Annotated in this window: 14 protein-coding genes; 12 read left to right on the forward strand and 2 right to left on the reverse strand. The window is 63.6% G+C overall.

What is annotated here, in order from left to right:
• The first annotated feature begins 135 nt into the window (after positions 1-135).
• Positions 136-3,573, forward strand: coding sequence for a thiol reductant ABC exporter subunit CydC (gene cydC, locus RDW26_RS05455; RefSeq protein ID WP_307982816.1), 3,438 nt, complete (start codon positions 136-138; stop codon positions 3,571-3,573).
• Between the two features lie 151 nt (positions 3,574-3,724).
• On the opposite strand, the gene yfcE is transcribed toward cydC, so the two are convergent.
• Positions 3,725-4,273, reverse strand: coding sequence for a phosphodiesterase (yfcE, locus tag RDW26_RS05460; RefSeq protein ID WP_307979437.1), 549 nt, complete (start codon positions 4,271-4,273; stop codon positions 3,725-3,727).
• Positions 4,270-5,514, reverse strand: coding sequence for an HD domain-containing protein (locus tag RDW26_RS05465; protein WP_307982817.1), 1,245 nt, complete (start codon positions 5,512-5,514; stop codon positions 4,270-4,272). Before RDW26_RS05465 ends, yfcE begins: the two co-directional genes overlap by 4 nt.
• 169 nt (positions 5,515-5,683) lie before the next feature.
• Between RDW26_RS05465 and dnaG the strand changes: the two genes are divergently transcribed.
• From dnaG to RDW26_RS05520, 11 genes are all read left to right on the forward strand, one after another.
• On the forward strand, positions 5,684-7,561 hold the full coding sequence (gene dnaG / locus RDW26_RS05470) for a DNA primase (RefSeq protein WP_307982818.1): 1,878 nt from the start codon (positions 5,684-5,686) through the stop codon (positions 7,559-7,561).
• 218 nt (positions 7,562-7,779) lie between these two features.
• Positions 7,780-8,313: a peptide deformylase gene (gene def, locus RDW26_RS05475; protein WP_307979442.1), complete on the forward strand. Its 534-nt coding sequence runs from the start codon at positions 7,780-7,782 to the stop codon at positions 8,311-8,313.
• Positions 8,314-8,318: 5 nt separating this feature from the next.
• Complete coding sequence (fmt, locus tag RDW26_RS05480; RefSeq protein WP_307979443.1) at positions 8,319-9,275, forward strand: methionyl-tRNA formyltransferase; 957 nt, start codon at positions 8,319-8,321, stop codon at positions 9,273-9,275.
• The gene (locus RDW26_RS05485; protein WP_307982819.1) at positions 9,268-11,262 is read left to right on the forward strand and encodes a transcription antitermination factor NusB; all 1,995 of its coding nucleotides are present in this window, start codon (positions 9,268-9,270) and stop codon (positions 11,260-11,262) included. The genes fmt and RDW26_RS05485 overlap by 8 nt, the downstream gene beginning before the upstream one ends.
• A gap of 127 nt (positions 11,263-11,389) precedes the next feature.
• Positions 11,390-11,971 carry a helix-turn-helix domain-containing protein gene (locus RDW26_RS05490; RefSeq protein ID WP_294164036.1) on the forward strand — a complete coding sequence of 194 codons (582 nt, stop codon included), beginning with the start codon at positions 11,390-11,392 and terminating at the stop codon, positions 11,969-11,971.
• Between the two features lie 105 nt (positions 11,972-12,076).
• Positions 12,077-13,870: an AMP-binding protein gene (locus tag RDW26_RS05495; protein WP_307982820.1), complete on the forward strand. Its 1,794-nt coding sequence runs from the start codon at positions 12,077-12,079 to the stop codon at positions 13,868-13,870.
• A gap of 8 nt (positions 13,871-13,878) precedes the next feature.
• A complete protein-coding gene (locus tag RDW26_RS05500) occupies positions 13,879-14,571 on the forward strand; it encodes a hypothetical protein (protein WP_307982821.1) in 693 nt (230 codons plus the stop codon).
• Between the two features lie 122 nt (positions 14,572-14,693).
• On the forward strand, positions 14,694-14,900 hold the full coding sequence (locus RDW26_RS05505; protein ID WP_307982822.1) for a 4Fe-4S binding protein: 207 nt from the start codon (positions 14,694-14,696) through the stop codon (positions 14,898-14,900).
• Entirely contained in the window at positions 14,900-15,967 is a 1,068-nt protein-coding gene (locus RDW26_RS05510) for a 3-methyl-2-oxobutanoate dehydrogenase subunit VorB (protein ID WP_307982823.1), read from the forward strand. Before RDW26_RS05505 ends, RDW26_RS05510 begins: the two co-directional genes overlap by 1 nt.
• A 1-nt stretch (position 15,968) precedes the next feature.
• Positions 15,969-16,832, forward strand: coding sequence for a thiamine pyrophosphate-dependent enzyme (locus RDW26_RS05515; RefSeq protein WP_307982824.1), 864 nt, complete (start codon positions 15,969-15,971; stop codon positions 16,830-16,832).
• Positions 16,829-17,374: a 2-oxoacid:acceptor oxidoreductase family protein gene (locus RDW26_RS05520; RefSeq protein ID WP_307982825.1), complete on the forward strand. Its 546-nt coding sequence runs from the start codon at positions 16,829-16,831 to the stop codon at positions 17,372-17,374. Before RDW26_RS05515 ends, RDW26_RS05520 begins: the two co-directional genes overlap by 4 nt.
• Positions 17,375-17,740 lie beyond the last annotated feature (366 nt).

The raw sequence follows: 17,740 nt of genomic DNA on the forward strand, positions 1-17,740 counted from the left end.
TTTCCCAATGGTACCATTCGACTGTTTGAATCGACGGAAGCGCTGCTCCGTAGCAGGCGCTGTGCCGTCTTCGAGTTCGAAAGGAAGCCATGTTCCGTGTTCAATAAACGGTTGATATCGATGGTGCCGCAGGCTATGCGATATATCGTGCGCAATGCGGCGGCGCAATGGGTGGCGCTCGTGGCGAATATCGTGCTCATGCTCCTCATCGGGCTGTTCCTACAGCGTCTTTTCGACGGCGTTGCCGTGGATGGCTGGGTTGCGATGCTTCTGTGCGCAGGCGTTGCCGTTATCGCGGTGCGCATGGTGTGCTTGACCTTCGCGCAGCGCATGGGGGTGGCGGCCGCCATGGCCGCAAAACGCTCGGTTCGCCGTGAGGTATACGACAAGCTGGTGCGCATGGGCCCCGGCTATTCCGAGCACATCGCCACAAGCGAGGCGGTGCAAGTCGGTGTTGAGGGATGCGAGCAGCTGGAAAGCTACTTCGGCCAGTATCTGCCGCAGCTGTTTTACGCCGTGCTGGCCCCGCTTACCGTGTTCGCGTTCCTGACGCCGCTGTGTTTGCCTGCCGCCATCGCCTTGTTGGTTTGCGTGCCGCTCATCCCGATTTCCATCGTGGCGGTGCAGAAGATCGCTAAGCGTGTCATGGGCAGGTATTGGGGCGCCTATACCGATCTTGGCGGTGCGTTTCTCGAGAACCTGCAAGGTTTGACCACCTTGAAGATCTATCAAGCCGATGAGGCGTGCCACCGTCAGATGAACGAACAGGCCGAGAGCTTCCGAAGGGCGACCATGCGGCTGCTGACCATGCAGCTCAACTCCATTACCGTGATGGACGTGTTCGCTTTCGGCGGCGCTGCCGTGGGCATCATCGCGGCGATGGTGCAGTTCGCCAACGGCCAGGTCCCGTTTTACGCGGCGTTTTGCGTGGTGTTCCTGTCAGCGGAGTTCTTTATCCCCATGCGTGCCCTGGGTTCGTTTTTCCATACCGCCATGAACGGCATGGCCGTTGCCGAGAAGATGTTCGCCATCCTTGATGCGCCCGAGCCCGAGCAGGGGACGCGCAGCATCGATCCTGAGCGCGCGGGCATCGTTGTTCGCGATGTCTCGTACTCCTATGACGGGCAGCGTACGGTGCTCGAGCATGTCGATTTCGCCGCCCCTGCCGGTAGCTTCACCGGCATTGTGGGCGAGAGCGGTTCGGGCAAATCCACGTTGGCCGGCATCCTGTGCGGGCGTAATCTTGGTTTTGATGGCGATGTGGAGATCGGTGGCGTGCCGCTTGGCCAGGTTTCCCGCGAAAGCATGGCCCAAACGGTCACCGTCGTCCCGTTCTCCAGCTACCTGTTCTCTGGAACGGTGCGTTCGAACTTGCTGATGGCGCGCCCCAAGGCGACCGACGACGAGCTTTGGGACGTTTTGAGGCGCTGCCGCATCGACGGGTTCGTTCGTGCATCGGGCGGGCTTGATGCCCCTGTGTCCGAGCAGGGCGGCAACTTCTCCGTCGGGCAGCGCCAGCGTTTGGCGCTCGCCCGGGCGCTTTTGCACGATACTCCCGTCTACATTTTCGATGAGGCCACCTCGAACGTGGATGCGGACAGCGAGCAAGCCATCGTCGGCGTTATCCATGAGCTGGCGAAAAGCCGCACCGTCATCATGATCTCGCATCGCTTGGCATCGGTTTCTAAAGCCGACCGCATCTTCGTGCTGGCAAACGGTCATGTGGCTGAAAGCGGTTCGCACGAGCAGCTCCGCGCCGCCGATGGGGCGTACGCGAAGCTATGGGATCGGCAGATGGAACTCGAGGCGTTCGCGTCGCGGGCAGAGCAACATACCGCTGAAGTTGGCGAAGCCGACGAGGCGCAAGGTGCCGGCGCTGATGGAACTGCCGCGGTTGTCGGCGAGCCTCAGACGCGCCGTAGGTCGAACATCTCGATCATGTGCCGTATGGTGAAGTTGGTCAAGCCGCTTGTGCCGGTTATGATCGCCGCGGTGATTTTAGGCGTCGTCGGCTTTTTGTGCGCCATCTTCCTTACGGTAGGCGCCGCTTTGGTGCTTACGGGCATCGCGGGATTCGGTCCGGCGATCGGCGTGGGCGCGGGTATCGCCCTGGTCGCCGCTTGCGGCCTTTTGCGCGGTCCCTTGCATTATGGCGAGCAGATGTGCAATCACTATCTGGCGTTCAAGATCTTGGCGCTTGTCCGCGATCGCGTGTTCGGCAAGCTGCGCACGCTTGCCCCGGCGAAGCTCGAGGGCCGAAGCAAAGGCGATCTGGTGTCGCTCGTTACCTCGGACGTTGAGCTGCTCGAGGTGTTCTATGCGCACACCCTCTCCCCGGTGCTCATCGCCGTGCTGGTCTGCGGCGTTATGATCGCCTTCATCGGCAGCGTCTGCTGGCAGCTTGCCATCGGCGCGTTCGTCGCATACGTCCTGGTTGGAGCTGTGGCGCCGTGGGTTGCATCACGTGCGGCGGGGGATGGCGGCAGGGAGCTGCGCGATGCCCTTGGCGGCATGAACTCGTTCGTGCTCGATAGCTTGCGCGGCCTTCGCGAAACGCTGCAATTCGGTCAGGAGCATGCGCGAGCCGAGCAGCTTGATGTTCGGATGGATTCGCTTTCGAAGGTGGAGCATCGCCTGAAGAGCCGTGCGGCGCGCAGCATGGCGGCCACGAACGGTCTGGTGTTGGGGCTTGACGTTGCCATGGTCGCGCTAGCCTGCGCGCTGTGCACGCATGGCGTCATCGATTCCGGGCAGGCGTTCGTGTGCGTGGCCGCGTTGATGTCGTCTTTCGGCCCGGTGATCGCCGTTGCGAACCTGGGCAGCGGCTTGCAGCAGACGTTGGCCAGCGGAGCGCGCGTACTTGACCTGCTTGACGAGCAGCCGCAAACCCGGGATGTGGCGGACGGCTGCAAGGTAGATGCGTTCTCGGGTGCGGCCGCCGAACATGTCGACTTCTCGTATGGCGCAAGTTCGGTGCTCAAGGACGTATCCCTTGAGGTGACGCCTGGTTCGATCGTGCATTTGGCGGGAAAGAGCGGTTCGGGGAAATCGACGCTTTGCAAGCTGTTCATGCGGTTCTGGGATCCAAGCGACGGTTGCATACGCGTATCCGGGCAGGATATCCGAGGTGTGAACACGGAAAGCCTGCGCGCTATTGAAGGCTATATGACGCAGGAGACGCACCTGTTCTCCGGCACGGTGGGGGACAACATCGCGCTTGCCAAGCCCGATGCTACGCCCGAGGAGCTTGCGAAGGCTTGCAGGAAGGCGGCGTTGACCGTTTTGATCGAGCGTCTGCCGCAAGGTCTGGACACGCCGGTCGGCGAATTGGGCGATACGTTGTCGGGCGGCGAGCGCCAGCGCATCGGCCTTGCGCGCATGTTCTTGCATGATGCACCGTTCGTGCTGCTCGACGAGCCTACCAGCAACCTCGACAGTCTCAACGAGGCGGCGGTTTTGCGGGCGTTGCTCGATGCCCGTCAGGGCAAGACGGTGGTGCTGGTGAGCCATCGCGCGTCCACGGCCGCCATCTGCGATGTCTCCTACACCGTTGAGCGCGGAAGGCTGTCGTAGCCGAGCGCTCGCGAATCGCATAAAGAAAGAAGGGCCGCAGCTGCGAGCTGCGGCACAAGATAAGGACGGCTTGCATAAAGGCTACGCCGCTGTGTACCGACTTCTGAACCCGTCCGGGTGTCAGTACCTTCGGTTCGGTCAGATGCTTCCGTTATTCCCAGCTCGCTTCCAGCAGCGTTTCTCCGTCAAGCGACTTTAGTGCGAATGCGCCGTTTTCGTAGACGGCATAGCTTGCGCAGCCGTCCTTGGGGATGGAGGTGCTCCCGGGGTTCACGAACATCACGCCGTCGACAAGTTCGAGCCGCTTAATGTGCGTGTGGCCGGTCAGCAACGCGCTTCCTTGCGGCAGCGCCGGCGGCTGATCAGGCGAGTTGCCTGCCAAGTGCCCATGGCTCAGATGCAGCAGATGCCCATCTGCCCACACCTGGGAGAAATCGCTCAAGCAGGGGAAATCGAGCACCATCTGGTCGACTTCCGCATCGCAATTGCCCCGAACGGCTACGATGTGCTTGGCAATGCCGTTAAGGTCGGCGAGCACTTCTTTGGGCGCGTATCCCTCGGGCAGGTCGTTTCGTGGGCCGTGATAGAGCAGGTCGCCGAGCAGGAGCACGCGGTCGGGCGTTTCCTGGTCGATGCGTTCCATCAAAGTGCGGACGGCGGGCGCCGCGCCATGCAGGTCGGATGCGATGACGAACTTCACTGGTCATTCCTTTCGATAGGTGGCAGGTCGGCGCAGTAGCCTCGTGCCAAGATGTGCTTTTCGCTGTCGGGGAACAGATAATGGTACAGCTCCATGAAGTACCGGTCGGTCATGGACGCCATGTAGTCCACAACCACCTGATTGCGGTCGGTATGCGCAAGATAATCCTCCACGATGATGCTGCGCGACTTCGTCGCCAGCTGTTTGGCATGGTGCGATACAACCGGTGACCGCTCGTCACCGGTTTCCAGGTCGGTCAAAAGCCTGTCGTACATGTCCTCGAACATCTCGCCGACGGCGTTGCCGCTTCCGGCGCGCCAGCCTTCGCAATCATAGATGCGCTCGTAGTTTTGGCGTTTTGCGCGCTTGACGTCCTCGAAAACCTGGCGACTCATGCGGATATCGTCCTGCCCGAGGCTATGGTTGACCACATCGACGGTGATGTTGTTGATGATGCGCGCGTTGTCGCGCCCGATGACGTCGGTTTCGAAGCCGTCAAGGGAGGGCAGCACGCCCATGGCCATGGCGTCGTCACGGTCTTTTCCCAGGTAGGCGATCATGTCGGCCAGGCGGACCACGCAGCCTTCCAGCGTTGAGGGGCGCAGGCGCTTGATGGCGGACTCGTCAAGCGCGCATTCCTCGACCAGCGCATCGAGCTGTGCGAACGATTCCGTATCGCCTTGGTGAAGCACCTGTTGAGCGAACTCGCCGTTGTGGCACAGCGCACCGTCGAGCACCTGCAGGCTGATGTTGCGAGGATAGAGTCGGTCCATTACCCGCACGGAGTGGACGTTGTGGTGAAAGCGGCGACCCGTGCGGCTTTGCAGGCACTTCGAGAGGAATTTCTCGCCGGCATGGCCGAAGGGCGTGTGCCCGAGGTCGTGGCCAAGCGCGATGGCCTCGATGAGCTGGCAGTTCAATCCGAGCAGCCGCCCGATGTTTCGCGCGATGCGCCCGACCAGCTGCACATGCAGCCCGCGGCGGCAAATGTCGTCGTTCTCCACCAGGCTGAACACCTGCGTTTTCCCTGCATAGCGGTTGTAGGCGGGGATGTTCATGATCTTGTCGATGTCGCGCGAGAACGCCGGACGCGTCAGCGTTGCCGCATCGTGAGGGTTGTCCTCACGTCGGAGCACCTGTTCGTCGGGGAAGCTGCGCGGATGCATGCGCCCGGAGCGCAGGTTCTCGGCTATTGCCTGTTCCACGTCGGGGTTAAGTTGCAGGTATGCGGGTTCGCTCACGGCGCTTCCTTTCCGCATGTCGAGATGTTACGGGCTTATTGTATCGCACGCGCGTAACATACGGGAACATAGGTTCTATGCGGTATACTTTACTCGGAAAAGCAACCGGCACGCCTTTGTGCGGCCGGAATCGGGAACACGGGCACAAGGCGGGGGTTCGGTCACATCCATGGCGATCAGCGATGAGGATATCCAAAAGGTCCGCGAGGCCAGCGACTTGGTGGCCATCATGGGCGAGACGGGCCCGGTCAAGCAGCGCGGCCGCGATTTCTGGCTGTGCTGCCCGTTCCATAACGAGAAAACCCCGTCGTGCAAGATCGACCCGGCCCTGCAGCTGTGGCATTGCTTCGGCTGCGGCGAAGGCGGCGACGTGTTCGCCTTCATCATGAAGTCCCAAGACCTGTCGTTTCCCGAATCGGTGCGCTACCTGGCAGAGCGCGCCCATATCGACATCGCCGATGACCAGGCGAAACGTGGACCCGGCATGGGGCAGGGCGCAAAAGCACGGCTGCGCGCCGTGTGCGCGGAGGCTGCGGAGTTCTTCCATATGCAGCTTATGCGCAGTAAAAGCCCGCAGGCCGGCGCCGCGCGCGCATACCTTTCGCAGCGCGGGCTGGGCGGCGATATCCCGAAAACCTGGATGCTCGGCTTCGCGCCCGGCCAAGGCGCGCTCGTGCGCCATCTGGCGTCGAAGGGCTTTCAATCCAACGAGATGATCCAGGCCAACGTGGCCGTCGTCGGCTCCGACGGGCGGGTGCGCGACCGATTCTTTAACCGCGTGATGTTCCCCATCAAAGATGAGCAGGGGCAATGCATCGCCTTCGGCGGTCGCGTGATCGGCAAGGGCGAGCCGAAGTACCTGAACAGCCAGGAAACGCCCCTGTTCCACAAAGGCCGCATGCTCTATGCGCTTGATAAGGCGAAGGCCGCTATGGCGTCCACGGGCGTGGCGGTGGTTTCGGAGGGCTACACCGACGTCATCGCCATGCACGAGGCCGGCATCCGCAATGCGGTCGCCACCCTGGGAACGGCGCTCACCCGCACGCACATCCGCGTGCTCTCGCGCCATGCCCGCAACCGCATCGTGTATCTGTTCGACGGCGATGCCGCAGGTCAGCGCGCCGCCGATCGCGCTTTGCAGTTCATCGACTCCTCCATGACGCCCGAGGCGGGTGCGGCGCGCATCGACCTGTTCGCCGTCACGCTGCCCGACAACCTCGACCCTGCCGAGTTCATCGACGCCCACGGCGGCCAGGAGCTGCAGGTCCTGATAGACCAGGCGAAGCCCTTGCTGGAATACGGCATCGACCGAAGGTTGGAAAACTGGGACCTCTCGCGTGCCGAAGGCCGCTCCGGCGCCGTCGCCGATGCATTGAGCGTGCTTGCGCCCATCAAGGATTCGCTGCTCGCGAAAGACTACGCACGGCAGATCGCCAGCCGTGCCCGCGCGGACGAGAAGGACGTGTTGGAGCAGTTGGCGGCCCTTAAACCCCCGCGCGTTTTCGATGCGGAAGCGCCTGCTTCCGGCGGTCGCGTCGATCACGGAGCCCCTGCGGCCCCGGCGCGTCGCCGCCTACCCCAGTCCGAGATGAACCGGCGCAGGTTCGAGCGTCAGCTGCTGGCGCTGTGCGCCGCACGTACCGATCTGGCCCTGGTCCACGCCGACGCCCTTGCCTCGGTGCAGTGGCACGATCCGGCGTGCGCAGCCGTATCCGCCAGCATGCTCGATACCTTGGCCGAAGATCCCGGGGCGGCGCCGGCCGCCATCGTGGGCGTGGCGAGCATGGCCGAGCCTCGTGCTGCCGGCTTCCTGACAAGGGGCGTTCCCGAATCAGCGGTGCCCGAGGACTTGGCGGCGTTTTTGGTCGAGGAGCTTTCCATCGGCGATGCCGAAGAGGCCGTTGCGGCTATGCGCGCGCAGATGTCTGCCCCCGCGTCCATGTCGCCTGAGGACTATGAGCTTATGTTCGAGACCGTGGCCGCCATGCAGCGCGAGCTGACCGCCCGCAAAAGGGCCCATGCCGAAAGCGCGGCTTCTGGCAGGTAGGGCTTTCGCGCTTCCCTGCGTCGCGCTCGCATGGTGCGACCCTTCTTGTCGGCCGCCTTTGGGAGACCTTCGTTTCCATTCATGCCGAGCAGGGGTTTTGTGGAACTTTGCACCCGCAAGGGCGTTAGGTGCGCGCGCATGTCACAATAATCGGATTAGAAAGGCGGGCGTTTTGCGCACCCGCCGCCAACAATACCTACCCGCTAAAGGAAATGCATATGCTTTCAATCGTGCAATCGCCCGACCCGCTGCTCAATACGGTGTGCGAGCCCTGCGATTTCAATGACAAGAGCTTGAAGCGCCTGGCCAAGCAGATGGCCCACGTTATGTACAAGAACGCCGGCTGCGGCCTTGCCGCGCCCCAGGTGGGCGTGCTCAAGCGCCTCGTGGTCATCGACTGCGACCAGGAGGACGGCGCCCGCGAGCCCATCGTCATGCTCAACCCCGTCATCGTCGCCCGCGAGGGCGACCCGGTCGCGGAGGACGAGGGCTGCCTTTCCATCCCCGGCATCTCCGTGCCCATCGCGCGCCCGCCGTTCGCCCGCTGCCGTTACTACGATCTTGACGGCCAGCTTTGGGAGATCGAGGGCGACGGGCTGCTCGGTCGCTGCCTGCAGCATGAGACCGACCACCTTGACGGCGTCACCATGTTCGAGCGCGCCGAGCCCATGGCACGCCTGAAGGCCCTTGAGGATTACGAGCGCGCCCTGGCAGCCGGTGCGCGCCCCGGCGAGACTTCGGTGGAGGCGTAGGGGGCATGCGCATCGTATTCATGGGCACGCCCGACTTCGCCGCATCGGTGCTTTCCGAACTTGCCTCGCAGCACGACGTGGTGGCCGTCTATACGCGCCCCGACGCCGTGCGCGGCCGCGGCAAGCAGCTGGTGCCCAGCCCGGTGAAGGCGGAGGCGTGCGAGCGCGGCATCCCCGTGTTCACGCCGAAGACGCTGCGCGATGCCGACGAGCAGCATGCGCTTGCGGCGCTCGAGCCCGATGTCATCTGCGTGGCCGCTTACGGCATGCTGCTTCCTGCCGAGGTGCTGTCCATCCCCAAGCATGGCTGCCTGAACGTGCACGCCTCGCTGTTGCCGCGCTGGCGTGGCGCCGCTCCCATCGAGCGCGCCATCTTGTCCGGCGACGAGGAGGCCGGCGTGTGCATCATGCGCATGGAGGAAGGGCTCGACACGGGCGATTACTGCGTGTGCCGATCGCTTGAGGTGGGCGACAAGGACGTCGCTCTGCTCACCGACCTGCTCGCCGACCTGGGCGCGCATGCGTTGCTCACGGCGTTGACGCAGCTGGAGGCGGGATGCATCCGCTGGACGCGCCAGGAAGAGGAACACGTCACCTACGCCGAGAAGATCGGCAAGGACGAGCTATCGCTTAGCCCGGCCGACACGGTGGAGCAGGCATGCCGCAAGGTGCGCGCGTCAAGCGCGGCGCATCCGGCGCATGCCACCATCGCCGGCAAGGACGTGACCGTGCTTGCCGTCCGTCCGGCACCCGCAGATCAAGCGGATGCGGTTTGCGCGGGCATGGGGCCCGGCAGCGTGCGATTCGTCGCCAAGCGCTTGTATCTGGGTGCAGCGGACGGCGCGATCGAGCTTATGGAAGTGAAGCCTGCAGGCAAGGCGGCCATGGCGGCCAAGGCGTTTGCCGCAGGCATTCAGGGAATCAAGGAAGACACTAAGACTTGGGAGGGCCCGCGTGGCTGAACAGCATAACAACGAAGGCGCGCCGCGTCAGCGCCGCGAAGGCGGCAACGGCGGCTATCGAAAGGGCGGCCAGCACGGCGGCCACGGCAATCGCCAGGGCGGCCCGCGCCGCGATGGCGGCAAAGGCGGCTTCGGCGGTCGCGACGACCGTCGTGGCGGTAATCGCGGTCAGAGTGGCCGAGATGGCCAGCGCCGCGATGGCGGAAAGGGCGGATACCGCGGCCGTGACGGCGAGAAGCGGGATTTCCGCGGTAACGGCGGTCGCGACGGTGAGAAGCGCGAGTATCGCGGCAACGGCGGGCGCGACGAGCGCCGCGGCGGCTACAACGGCGGCCGTGACGACCGTCGCGGCGGATATAAGGGCGATCGCGGCCCGAAGCGCGATTTCAAGCGCGACGGCAAGCCCGACTTCAAGCGCGAGGGCGGCGAGGGCGGCCAGCGTCCCGAGGCCGCGCAGCATGCCGGCTCCGATCGTCCCGCGCGCGAGCCGAAGCCCGATTTCCGCGGCCGTAATACTGCTCGCGACCCGCGTCGCAAGCCTGAGCAGGGCGCCCAGGGCGCGCCGCGCGGCGGCGAAAAGGGCGGCTTCCGCGGTTCTGCCAAGCCGGCACGCCCGCGTCGCAAGTCCAACGCAACGCCTGCTCGCTTGGCGGCGCTCGACGTGGTGCGCACCGTCCGCGAGCGCAACGCGTTCGCGCAGGACGTCATCGCCCAGGTGATCGACAAGTCCACCATGTCCGTGGAAGACCGCGCGTTCGCCACGCTGCTCGCCCTTGGCACGGTAAGCGCCCGCGGCACGCTCGACGAGATCATCGACCGTGCGCTCGACACGCCCGAGGACATCTTCCGCGAGACGCGCGACGCGCTGCAGATCTCCACGTACGAGCTCATCTTCCTGGGCAAGGAGGCTCATGCGGCGGTCGACCAGGGCGTGGAAATGGTGAAGTCGTTCAGCCCGGGCCCCGCGGCACGTGTGGCCAATGCCGTGCTGCACAAGATCGTGCGCCTGCGTATTGATTTCCCGTTCGGAAACCCGGCTACCGACCTTGATGCGCTTGCCCGCACCCAGGCGTTCCCCACGTGGATGGCCAAGAAGCTCATGGAGGAGATGGGCCCGCAGGCCGCCATCGAGTTCATGCGCGCATCCAACGAGCAGGCGCCGCTGTATGTGGCCGTCAACGCCTGCAAGGTGGACGATGACCATGTGCTCAAGGCCTTTGAGCGTGCGGAAGAGGAAGTGCAGCCGGTTGCGCTCGGCGACATGAACGTGCAGGGTTGCCTGCGCGTGCCCGAAAGCCGTGCTCTGCTGGTGCCCGCGCTTGCCCGTCAGCTCGACCAGGGCAAGATCCTGGTCTCCGACGCCGCCGCGCAGATGGTGGCCGCCAACGTGCTTCCCGATGAGAAGCCCGAAAGCGTGCTCGAGATCGGCGCCGGCCGCGCCACGAAGACCATCCTGCTGCAGTCCAACGCCTGCCGCAAGTACGGGTCGCAGATCGAGGAGTACGTCACCATCGACAACCACGCCTACAAGACGCGTCTGCTCGAGAAGCGAGCCGAACAGTACGGCGTCGTGGTGACCGAGGCCTTCACCGGCAATGCGCTCGAGCTGGACAACATCATGCCCGACCGCATGTTCTCGTTCATCTTCGTGGACGCCCCGTGTTCGGGTATGGGCACGCTCCGTCGTCACCCCGAGATCCGCTGGCGCACGAGCGAGGAGGACCTGGCCGGTTTCGTGGAAACCCAGCTGGGCATGCTCAAGGCCGCGGCGGGCCACGTGGCCCCGGGCGGTGCGCTGGGGTATTCCACGTGCACGGTCACGCGCGAGGAGAACGCTGGTGTGGTGAAGGCGTTCCTGGACAGCGAGGAGGGCGCCGGCTTCACGCTCGATCAGCTGTGCGGTCGCAACTGCCTTGCAACCCGCCTTGCCCCCGGCTCGTCGGATGCGCACTTCGCCGTGCGCTTCGTCCGTAAGCCGCAGGAATAATATAAGATCCCGTTTTCATGCCGGCGAAGGCTTCTTCGCCGGCATGAAACATATTGGAAACAATTTCGCGCGTACCATTTATTTACTATGATTTTGACGTAATTGCATGTGAGGAGGTCAGGTTTTCATGGAGCCGAATTATCAAGAGGTGGCGAACAGGATCCGCGCGCTGCGCGAGGATATGGGCCTGACCATGCAGGAGATGGCTGATGCCACCGGCCGCAGCCTGGCCGAGTACCAGGCGCAGGAATCAGGGGCAGAGGAGCTTTCATTCACTTTCTTGTATAAGTGCGCGGCGAACCTGGGCGTCGACCCCATCGAGCTGCTCACCGGCGAAACCCCGCACCTGACGGGCTATACCCTTACGCGCGCCGATGAGGGTCTGGCCGTCAAGCGCCGCAGCGGCCTTGAGTACCTGCACAAGGCCCCGCATTACCGCAACAAGCTGTGCGAGCCGTTCTTCGTGACGGCCGATTACCGCCCTGAGCTGCAGGACAAGCCCATCCATCTGTCCTATCACAGCGGACAGGAGCTCGATTACATCCTGGAAGGCCGCATGCGCTTCCAGTACGAGGAGCACACCGAGGAGCTCGGCCCCGGCGATATGCTGCTCTATGATTCCGGCCGTGGGCACGGCATGATCGCCATCGATGGCGCACCGTGCAAATTCCTGGCTGTCGTTCTGAAGGCGAAGGAAGACATTATCTAGGCAAGCGCTCGCCTAGGGTTGCTTGCCAAAAACCAACCTTCTTATCGACCGCATCGTGCGCGGCCTGGTTTCGCGCACCATATTTCAAGGAAGTTCGGCAACATCATGAGAAACATCAATCTGCGTTACTGCGAGGAAACCTACGACGAGCAGGGCGTGCTCACCGATTTCAAGGTGAAGTGCCCCGATACCTTCAACTTCGGCTACGACGTGGTGGACGACATCGCGGATAACGACCCCGAACGCCGCGCCATGATGTGGTGCAACCCCGAAGGCGAGGAACATCTGTTCACGTTCGCCGACATGAAGATCTGGTCGGATAAGACGGCGAACTACCTTGCCGCGCATGGTGTCGGCAAGGGCGACATGGTCATGGTGATCTTGCGCCGTCATTATCAGTTCTGGTTCGTGGCCACCGCGCTTGCCAAGCTCGGCGCCGTCATGGTGCCGGCTACCTTCATGCTCAAGGAGCACGACCTGGAGTATCGCCTGAACGGTGCTTCCATCAAGGCCGTCATCTGCACCTCCATCGGCACCATCGCGCAAGTGGTGGACAACGTCGTGGATCGCTGTCCTTCGGTTGAGAACCTGTTTTTGGTTAATGGCGCCGGCGGGGGCTTGACCGAGAAGGACGCGGATGGCAATTGGCTTGCCGCTGACGGCCCGGTGGGAGCTGTGCTCTCCGGCCCCGAGGGTGTGTGCGCTGTGCCCGCGCAGCGTGAGGGCTGGCATGATTTCAACACCGGCGTGCGCAATGCCTGCGAGGAATTCTCCCGCGTGGAAACCCATGTCGGCGATCCCATGCTCATGTATTTCTCCTCCGGCACCTCCGGCAACCCCAAGATGGTGCTGCATGATTCCTACTACGCATTGGCGCACCTGGTCACGGCGAAGCATTGGCACAACGTCAAGCCCGACGGGCTGCATCTGACCATCGCCGACACCGGTTGGGGCAAGGCGGTGTGGGGCAAGTACTATGGCCAGTGGCTCATGGAGGCGTGCGTGCTCACGTACGATTTCGACCGCTTCCATGCCGATGAGATCTTGGATCTGATCCCCCGCTACGGCGTCACCACGCTTTGCTGCCCGCCCACCATGTACCGTATGATGATGCAGGCCGACGTTGATGCCCATGATTTGAGCACGCTCACGTATTGCACCACCGCCGGCGAGGCGCTCAACCCCGACCTGTTCGACTTCTGGAAGGAGCACACGGGGCTGACCATCTTCGAGGGCTTCGGCCAGACGGAGACGCCGCTGACGGTGGCAAACCTCACGTATGCGGTGCCCAAGCCCGGCTCCATGGGCCATCCTTCGCCGGCGTTCACCATCGAGGTGCAGCGCGGCGACGGCAGCCGCTGCGATGTCGGCGAGACGGGCGAGATCTGCATCGACGTGCACGAGAAGGCTCCGGGCATCATGCTGGAGTACTACCGCAATCCCGAGAAGACCGAAGCCGCCGTGTACAACGGTTGGTACCACACCGGCGATACCGCCTGGGTCGACGAGGACGGGTACCTGTGGTACGTCGGCCGCAACGACGACGTCATCAAGTCGTCCGGGTACCGTATCGGCCCCTTCGAGATCGAAAGCGTGCTGCTCGAGCATGACGCCGTGCGCGAATGCGCCGTCACCGGCGTGCCCGATCCCGTGCGCGGCAAGGCGGTCAAGGCCACGGTGGTGCTTGCGGAAGGTTTCGAGGGCAACGAGGTGCTCGTGCGCGAGCTGCAGCAATGGGTCAAGCAGCGCACGGCGCCGTACAAATATCCCCGCATCGTGGAGTTCGTCGACGCACTTCCCAAGACCGTCAACGGCAAGATCCGCCGAGCCGCCATCCGCGAGGCTGACGAAAGCCAGGAGGGCAAGCCGAAGACCAAGGTGCCCGAGGGATTGGTGTAGGAGCGGCCTTGAACGAGTTCGATGTCAAACGGTTGAAATCGGTCACCGTCGTTACAGGGCATTATGGGGTCGGAAAGACCAATCTGGCCATAAACCTGGCCCTTGATGCCCGGTATGCTGGACTCGATGTGCGCGTTGCCGACCTGGATGTCGTCAACCCGTATTTCCGAAGCAGCGACTACCGGGATCTTCTCGAGGATGCCGGCGTTCAGGTGATCGCCCCGCGCTACGCGGGGACCACGCTTGATGCGCCCGCCATCTCCGGGCAGGTTTCCGCCGCCCTCGATTGGGCGCGCGGGGAGCAGGGAAGGCTGCTGCTCATCGATGCAGGCGGCGACGATGTGGGCGCTACGGCTCTCGGCAGGTTCGCACGCGGCGTCGCCGAGGGGGATTACGACCTGCTGTACGTGGTGAACCGCAGCCGCAACCTAACCCATGATCCCACCGAGGCGCTGTCCGTGCTTCGCGAGATCGAGGCGGCCAGCCACCTGCATGCCACGGCGGTTGCGAACAACACGCACCTGGCCGACTTCACCGACGGGGAAGTGCTCAGCCGCGGTGTCGGCTTCGCGCAGGAGGTCGCCGCGCTGGCCGGTTTGCCTCTGGCGTTTTCCGCGGTGCCCCGTCGTATGCTCGAAGATGCCGATATCCCGGGTGTGCGCTATCCTGTTTCGGTACATGTGCGAAAACCCTGGGAGTAAGGGCACAGTCCGCGTCGGTGGATTCGGGCGGGGCCATGCCTCTGTTCAAGGAGTTTTTTCGGGGGAGTGTTCGATAACCATATGCCGGTCGTTTGGCCGGCTTAGACGAGAAAGGAAGGCTCATGGCAGCGATAACGGTCGATGACGGTTTCTGCAAAGGCTGCGGGTTGTGCGTGGATGCATGCCCGGCCCATATCATCGCGCTTGACCGCTCCCGCATCACGGCGAAGGGCTATCATCCGGCCCGGCTGATCGATGCGTCCAAGTGCACGGGCTGCTGCTCGTGCGCGCTTATGTGCCCTGACGTTGCGATCGAGGTGATGCGCTGATGCCTCAGGAAAAGGTGCTCATGAAGGGCAACGAGGCTATGGCCGAGGCTGCCATCCGCGCCGGATGCCGCTTCTTCTTCGGCTACCCCATCACGCCGCAGACCGAGGTTGCCGCTTATATGGCCAAGCGCATGCCCAAGGAGGGCGGCACGTATCTGCAGGCGGAAAGCGAGATCGCAGCTATCAACATGGTTTACGGCGCATCGTCCGCGGGCGCTCGCGTCATGACGTCGTCGTCTTCGCCGGGCGTGTCGCTTAAGGGCGAGGGCGTTTCGTATATGGCGGGCGCCGATCTTCCCGGCGTTATCGTCAACGTGCAGCGCGGCGGCCCGGGTCTCGGCGGTATCCAGCCTTCCCAGTCCGACTACTGGCAGGCCACGCGCGCTATGGGCCACGGCGACTTCCAGGTGCTCGTGTTCGCGCCTTCCACCGTCCAGGAGATGGCCGATCTGGCGTACCTGGCCTTCGAGAAGGCCGACGAGTACCGCATGCCCGCCATGATCCTGTCCGACGGCATGCTCGGCCAGATGATGGAGCCCGTCGTGCTTCCCGAGCGCGTTGAGCAGCTGCCGGAGAAGCCTTGGGCCACCACCGGCCATAAGGGCGCGCGCAAGCACAATATCGTGGACTCGCTTTATCTGACGGCAGACGAGCTCGAGCGCCTGAATATCGAGCGTTTCGAGCGCTATGAGACGGTGAAGGCACGCGAGCAGCGCGCCGAAACGTTCATGTGCGAGGATGCCGAGATCGTGCTCGTGTCGTTCGGCGCTACCGCGCGCATCGCGCATTCGGCGGTCGTGCGCGCCCGCGCCGAGGGCATCAAGGCAGGCCTTTTGCGCCCCATCACGCTCTGGCCGTTCCCTGTGGACGCCATCGAGGGCTGCGTGGAGACTGCGAAGGCGTTCTTGTCGGTTGAGATGAACATGGGCCAGATGGTCGATGATGTGCGACTGGCGGTCAACGGCCGTGTTCCCGTGGAGTTCTTCGGACGCACGGGCGGCATCATCCCCACGCCCGATGAGGTGCTGGGTGCTATCCGCAAGCTTGCGGGGAAGGGCGGTGAATAACATGGCTGAGCAGAAACAGGGCGAAGGCCGCGTGGTGTTCTCGCGCCCGAAGTCGTTGCTGCCCGTGGTCACGAACTACTGCCCGGGTTGCCCGCACGGCATCGTGCACCGTTTGGTTGCCGAGGTCATCGACGAGCTTGATATCGAAGGCCGCACCGTCGGCGTCGCGCCCGTGGGATGCGCCGTCACCGCGCCGGATTTCTTCGGTTGCGACATGATCGAGGCGGCGCATGGCCGCGCCCCGGCGGTTGCCACGGGCGTTAAGCGCGTGCAGCCGGACAACGTGGTGTTCGCCTATCAAGGCGATGGCGACCTCGCCTCCATCGGTATGGCCGAGACCGTGCATGCGGCTACGCGCGGCGAGCACATCACCGTTATCTTCATCAACAACGCCATCTACGGCATGACCGGCGGGCAGATGGCGCCCACCAGCTTGCCGAACCAGGTGACGCAGACCAGCCCCTATGGCCGCGACGTTTCCACCGCCGGCTACCCGGTTCGCGTGTGCGAGCTGCTGAGCAGCCTTGACGGCCCGGCGTATCTGGAACGCGTGACCGTGGACACGCCTAAGCATGTGCGCCAGGCCAAGCGCGCCATCAAGAAGGCGTTCCAGAACCAGATCGACGGCATCGGCTATTCGCTCGTGGAAGTGGTGTCCACGTGTCCCACGAACTGGGGTCTTACGCCGCAGGACAGCTTCGCGTGGATGCGTGAGAACATGCTGCCGTATTATCCGCTGGGCGTGTATCGCGATGTGGTGGCCGACGGGTTCGCCGATGCGGCGCAGGCCGCGGCTGCGCGCAGCGCCGACTGCCCGGTGGCCCATCCTGGGAAACGTGCCGAGGGCAAGGAGGGTGCGCGATGAGCGAACCGAAACGTTGCATGCAGGCCGTCCTCGCCGGATTCGGCGGCCAGGGCATCCTGTTCGCCGGCAAAATCATCGCCAACGCCGGCCTGCTTGAGGACCGCGAGCTTTCCTGGCTTCCCAGCTACGGACCCGAGATGCGTGGCGGCACCGCCAACTGCAGCGTGTGCATCTCCGACGACCCTATCGGAAGCCCGCTCGTGCTCAACCCCGATGTGCTCGTGGTCATGAACCAGCCGTCGCTCGACAAGTTCGAGCACAGCGTGCAGCCCGGCGGCCTGGTCATCGTGGACAGCACGCTGGTGCCGCATATCCCGGATATGCCCGGGGTCACGGTCTGCGCCGTGCCCGCCACCGCCATCGCCGAGGAAGCGGGCTTGAAGGGATTGGCCAACGTCATCCTGGTGGGCAAGCTGTTCGCGGAAACGCGTTTTTGCAGCGAGGAGGCCATCCGAGCGGCCGTGGCCGCCGTGGTGCCCGCTCGCAAGAAGGATAAGCTTGCCGGCAACCTGCGCGCCTTGGAGCTGGGCATGCAGGCGTGATCTGTGCTTGACGTATGCAAGCCGGGCATGCAGGCGAGATTCGCGTTTGACGTTGCGCAGCCGGCTGCGCGGGCGCGAACGGCGCTTGATGGCTCGAGCTTCGTATGCAAGCTCAAGATGTGCTCAAGGTTGCAAACCGAGCATGGAGGGGCGGACCGCGTTCTGTTTTGCGGAGCTGCTCGACGGCTCGGTTATGTTTAAATCTGATTCGAAACACCACCGGTAACTGATTGTTACCGGTGGTGTTTCGTTTCGTTAGGGGACCTTCAGCCTTCCTCTTCGCCGAAAAGGTTTCGGAATCATAGCTGGCAGCTTATATGAGAGCTTTTTTGTCAAGCAGGGAATAAAGGGGCGACCCTCCTTCTG

The sequence above is a fragment of the uncultured Senegalimassilia sp. genome, assembly GCF_902464545.1.
Taxonomy (GTDB): Bacteria; Actinomycetota; Coriobacteriia; order Coriobacteriales; family Eggerthellaceae; genus Senegalimassilia.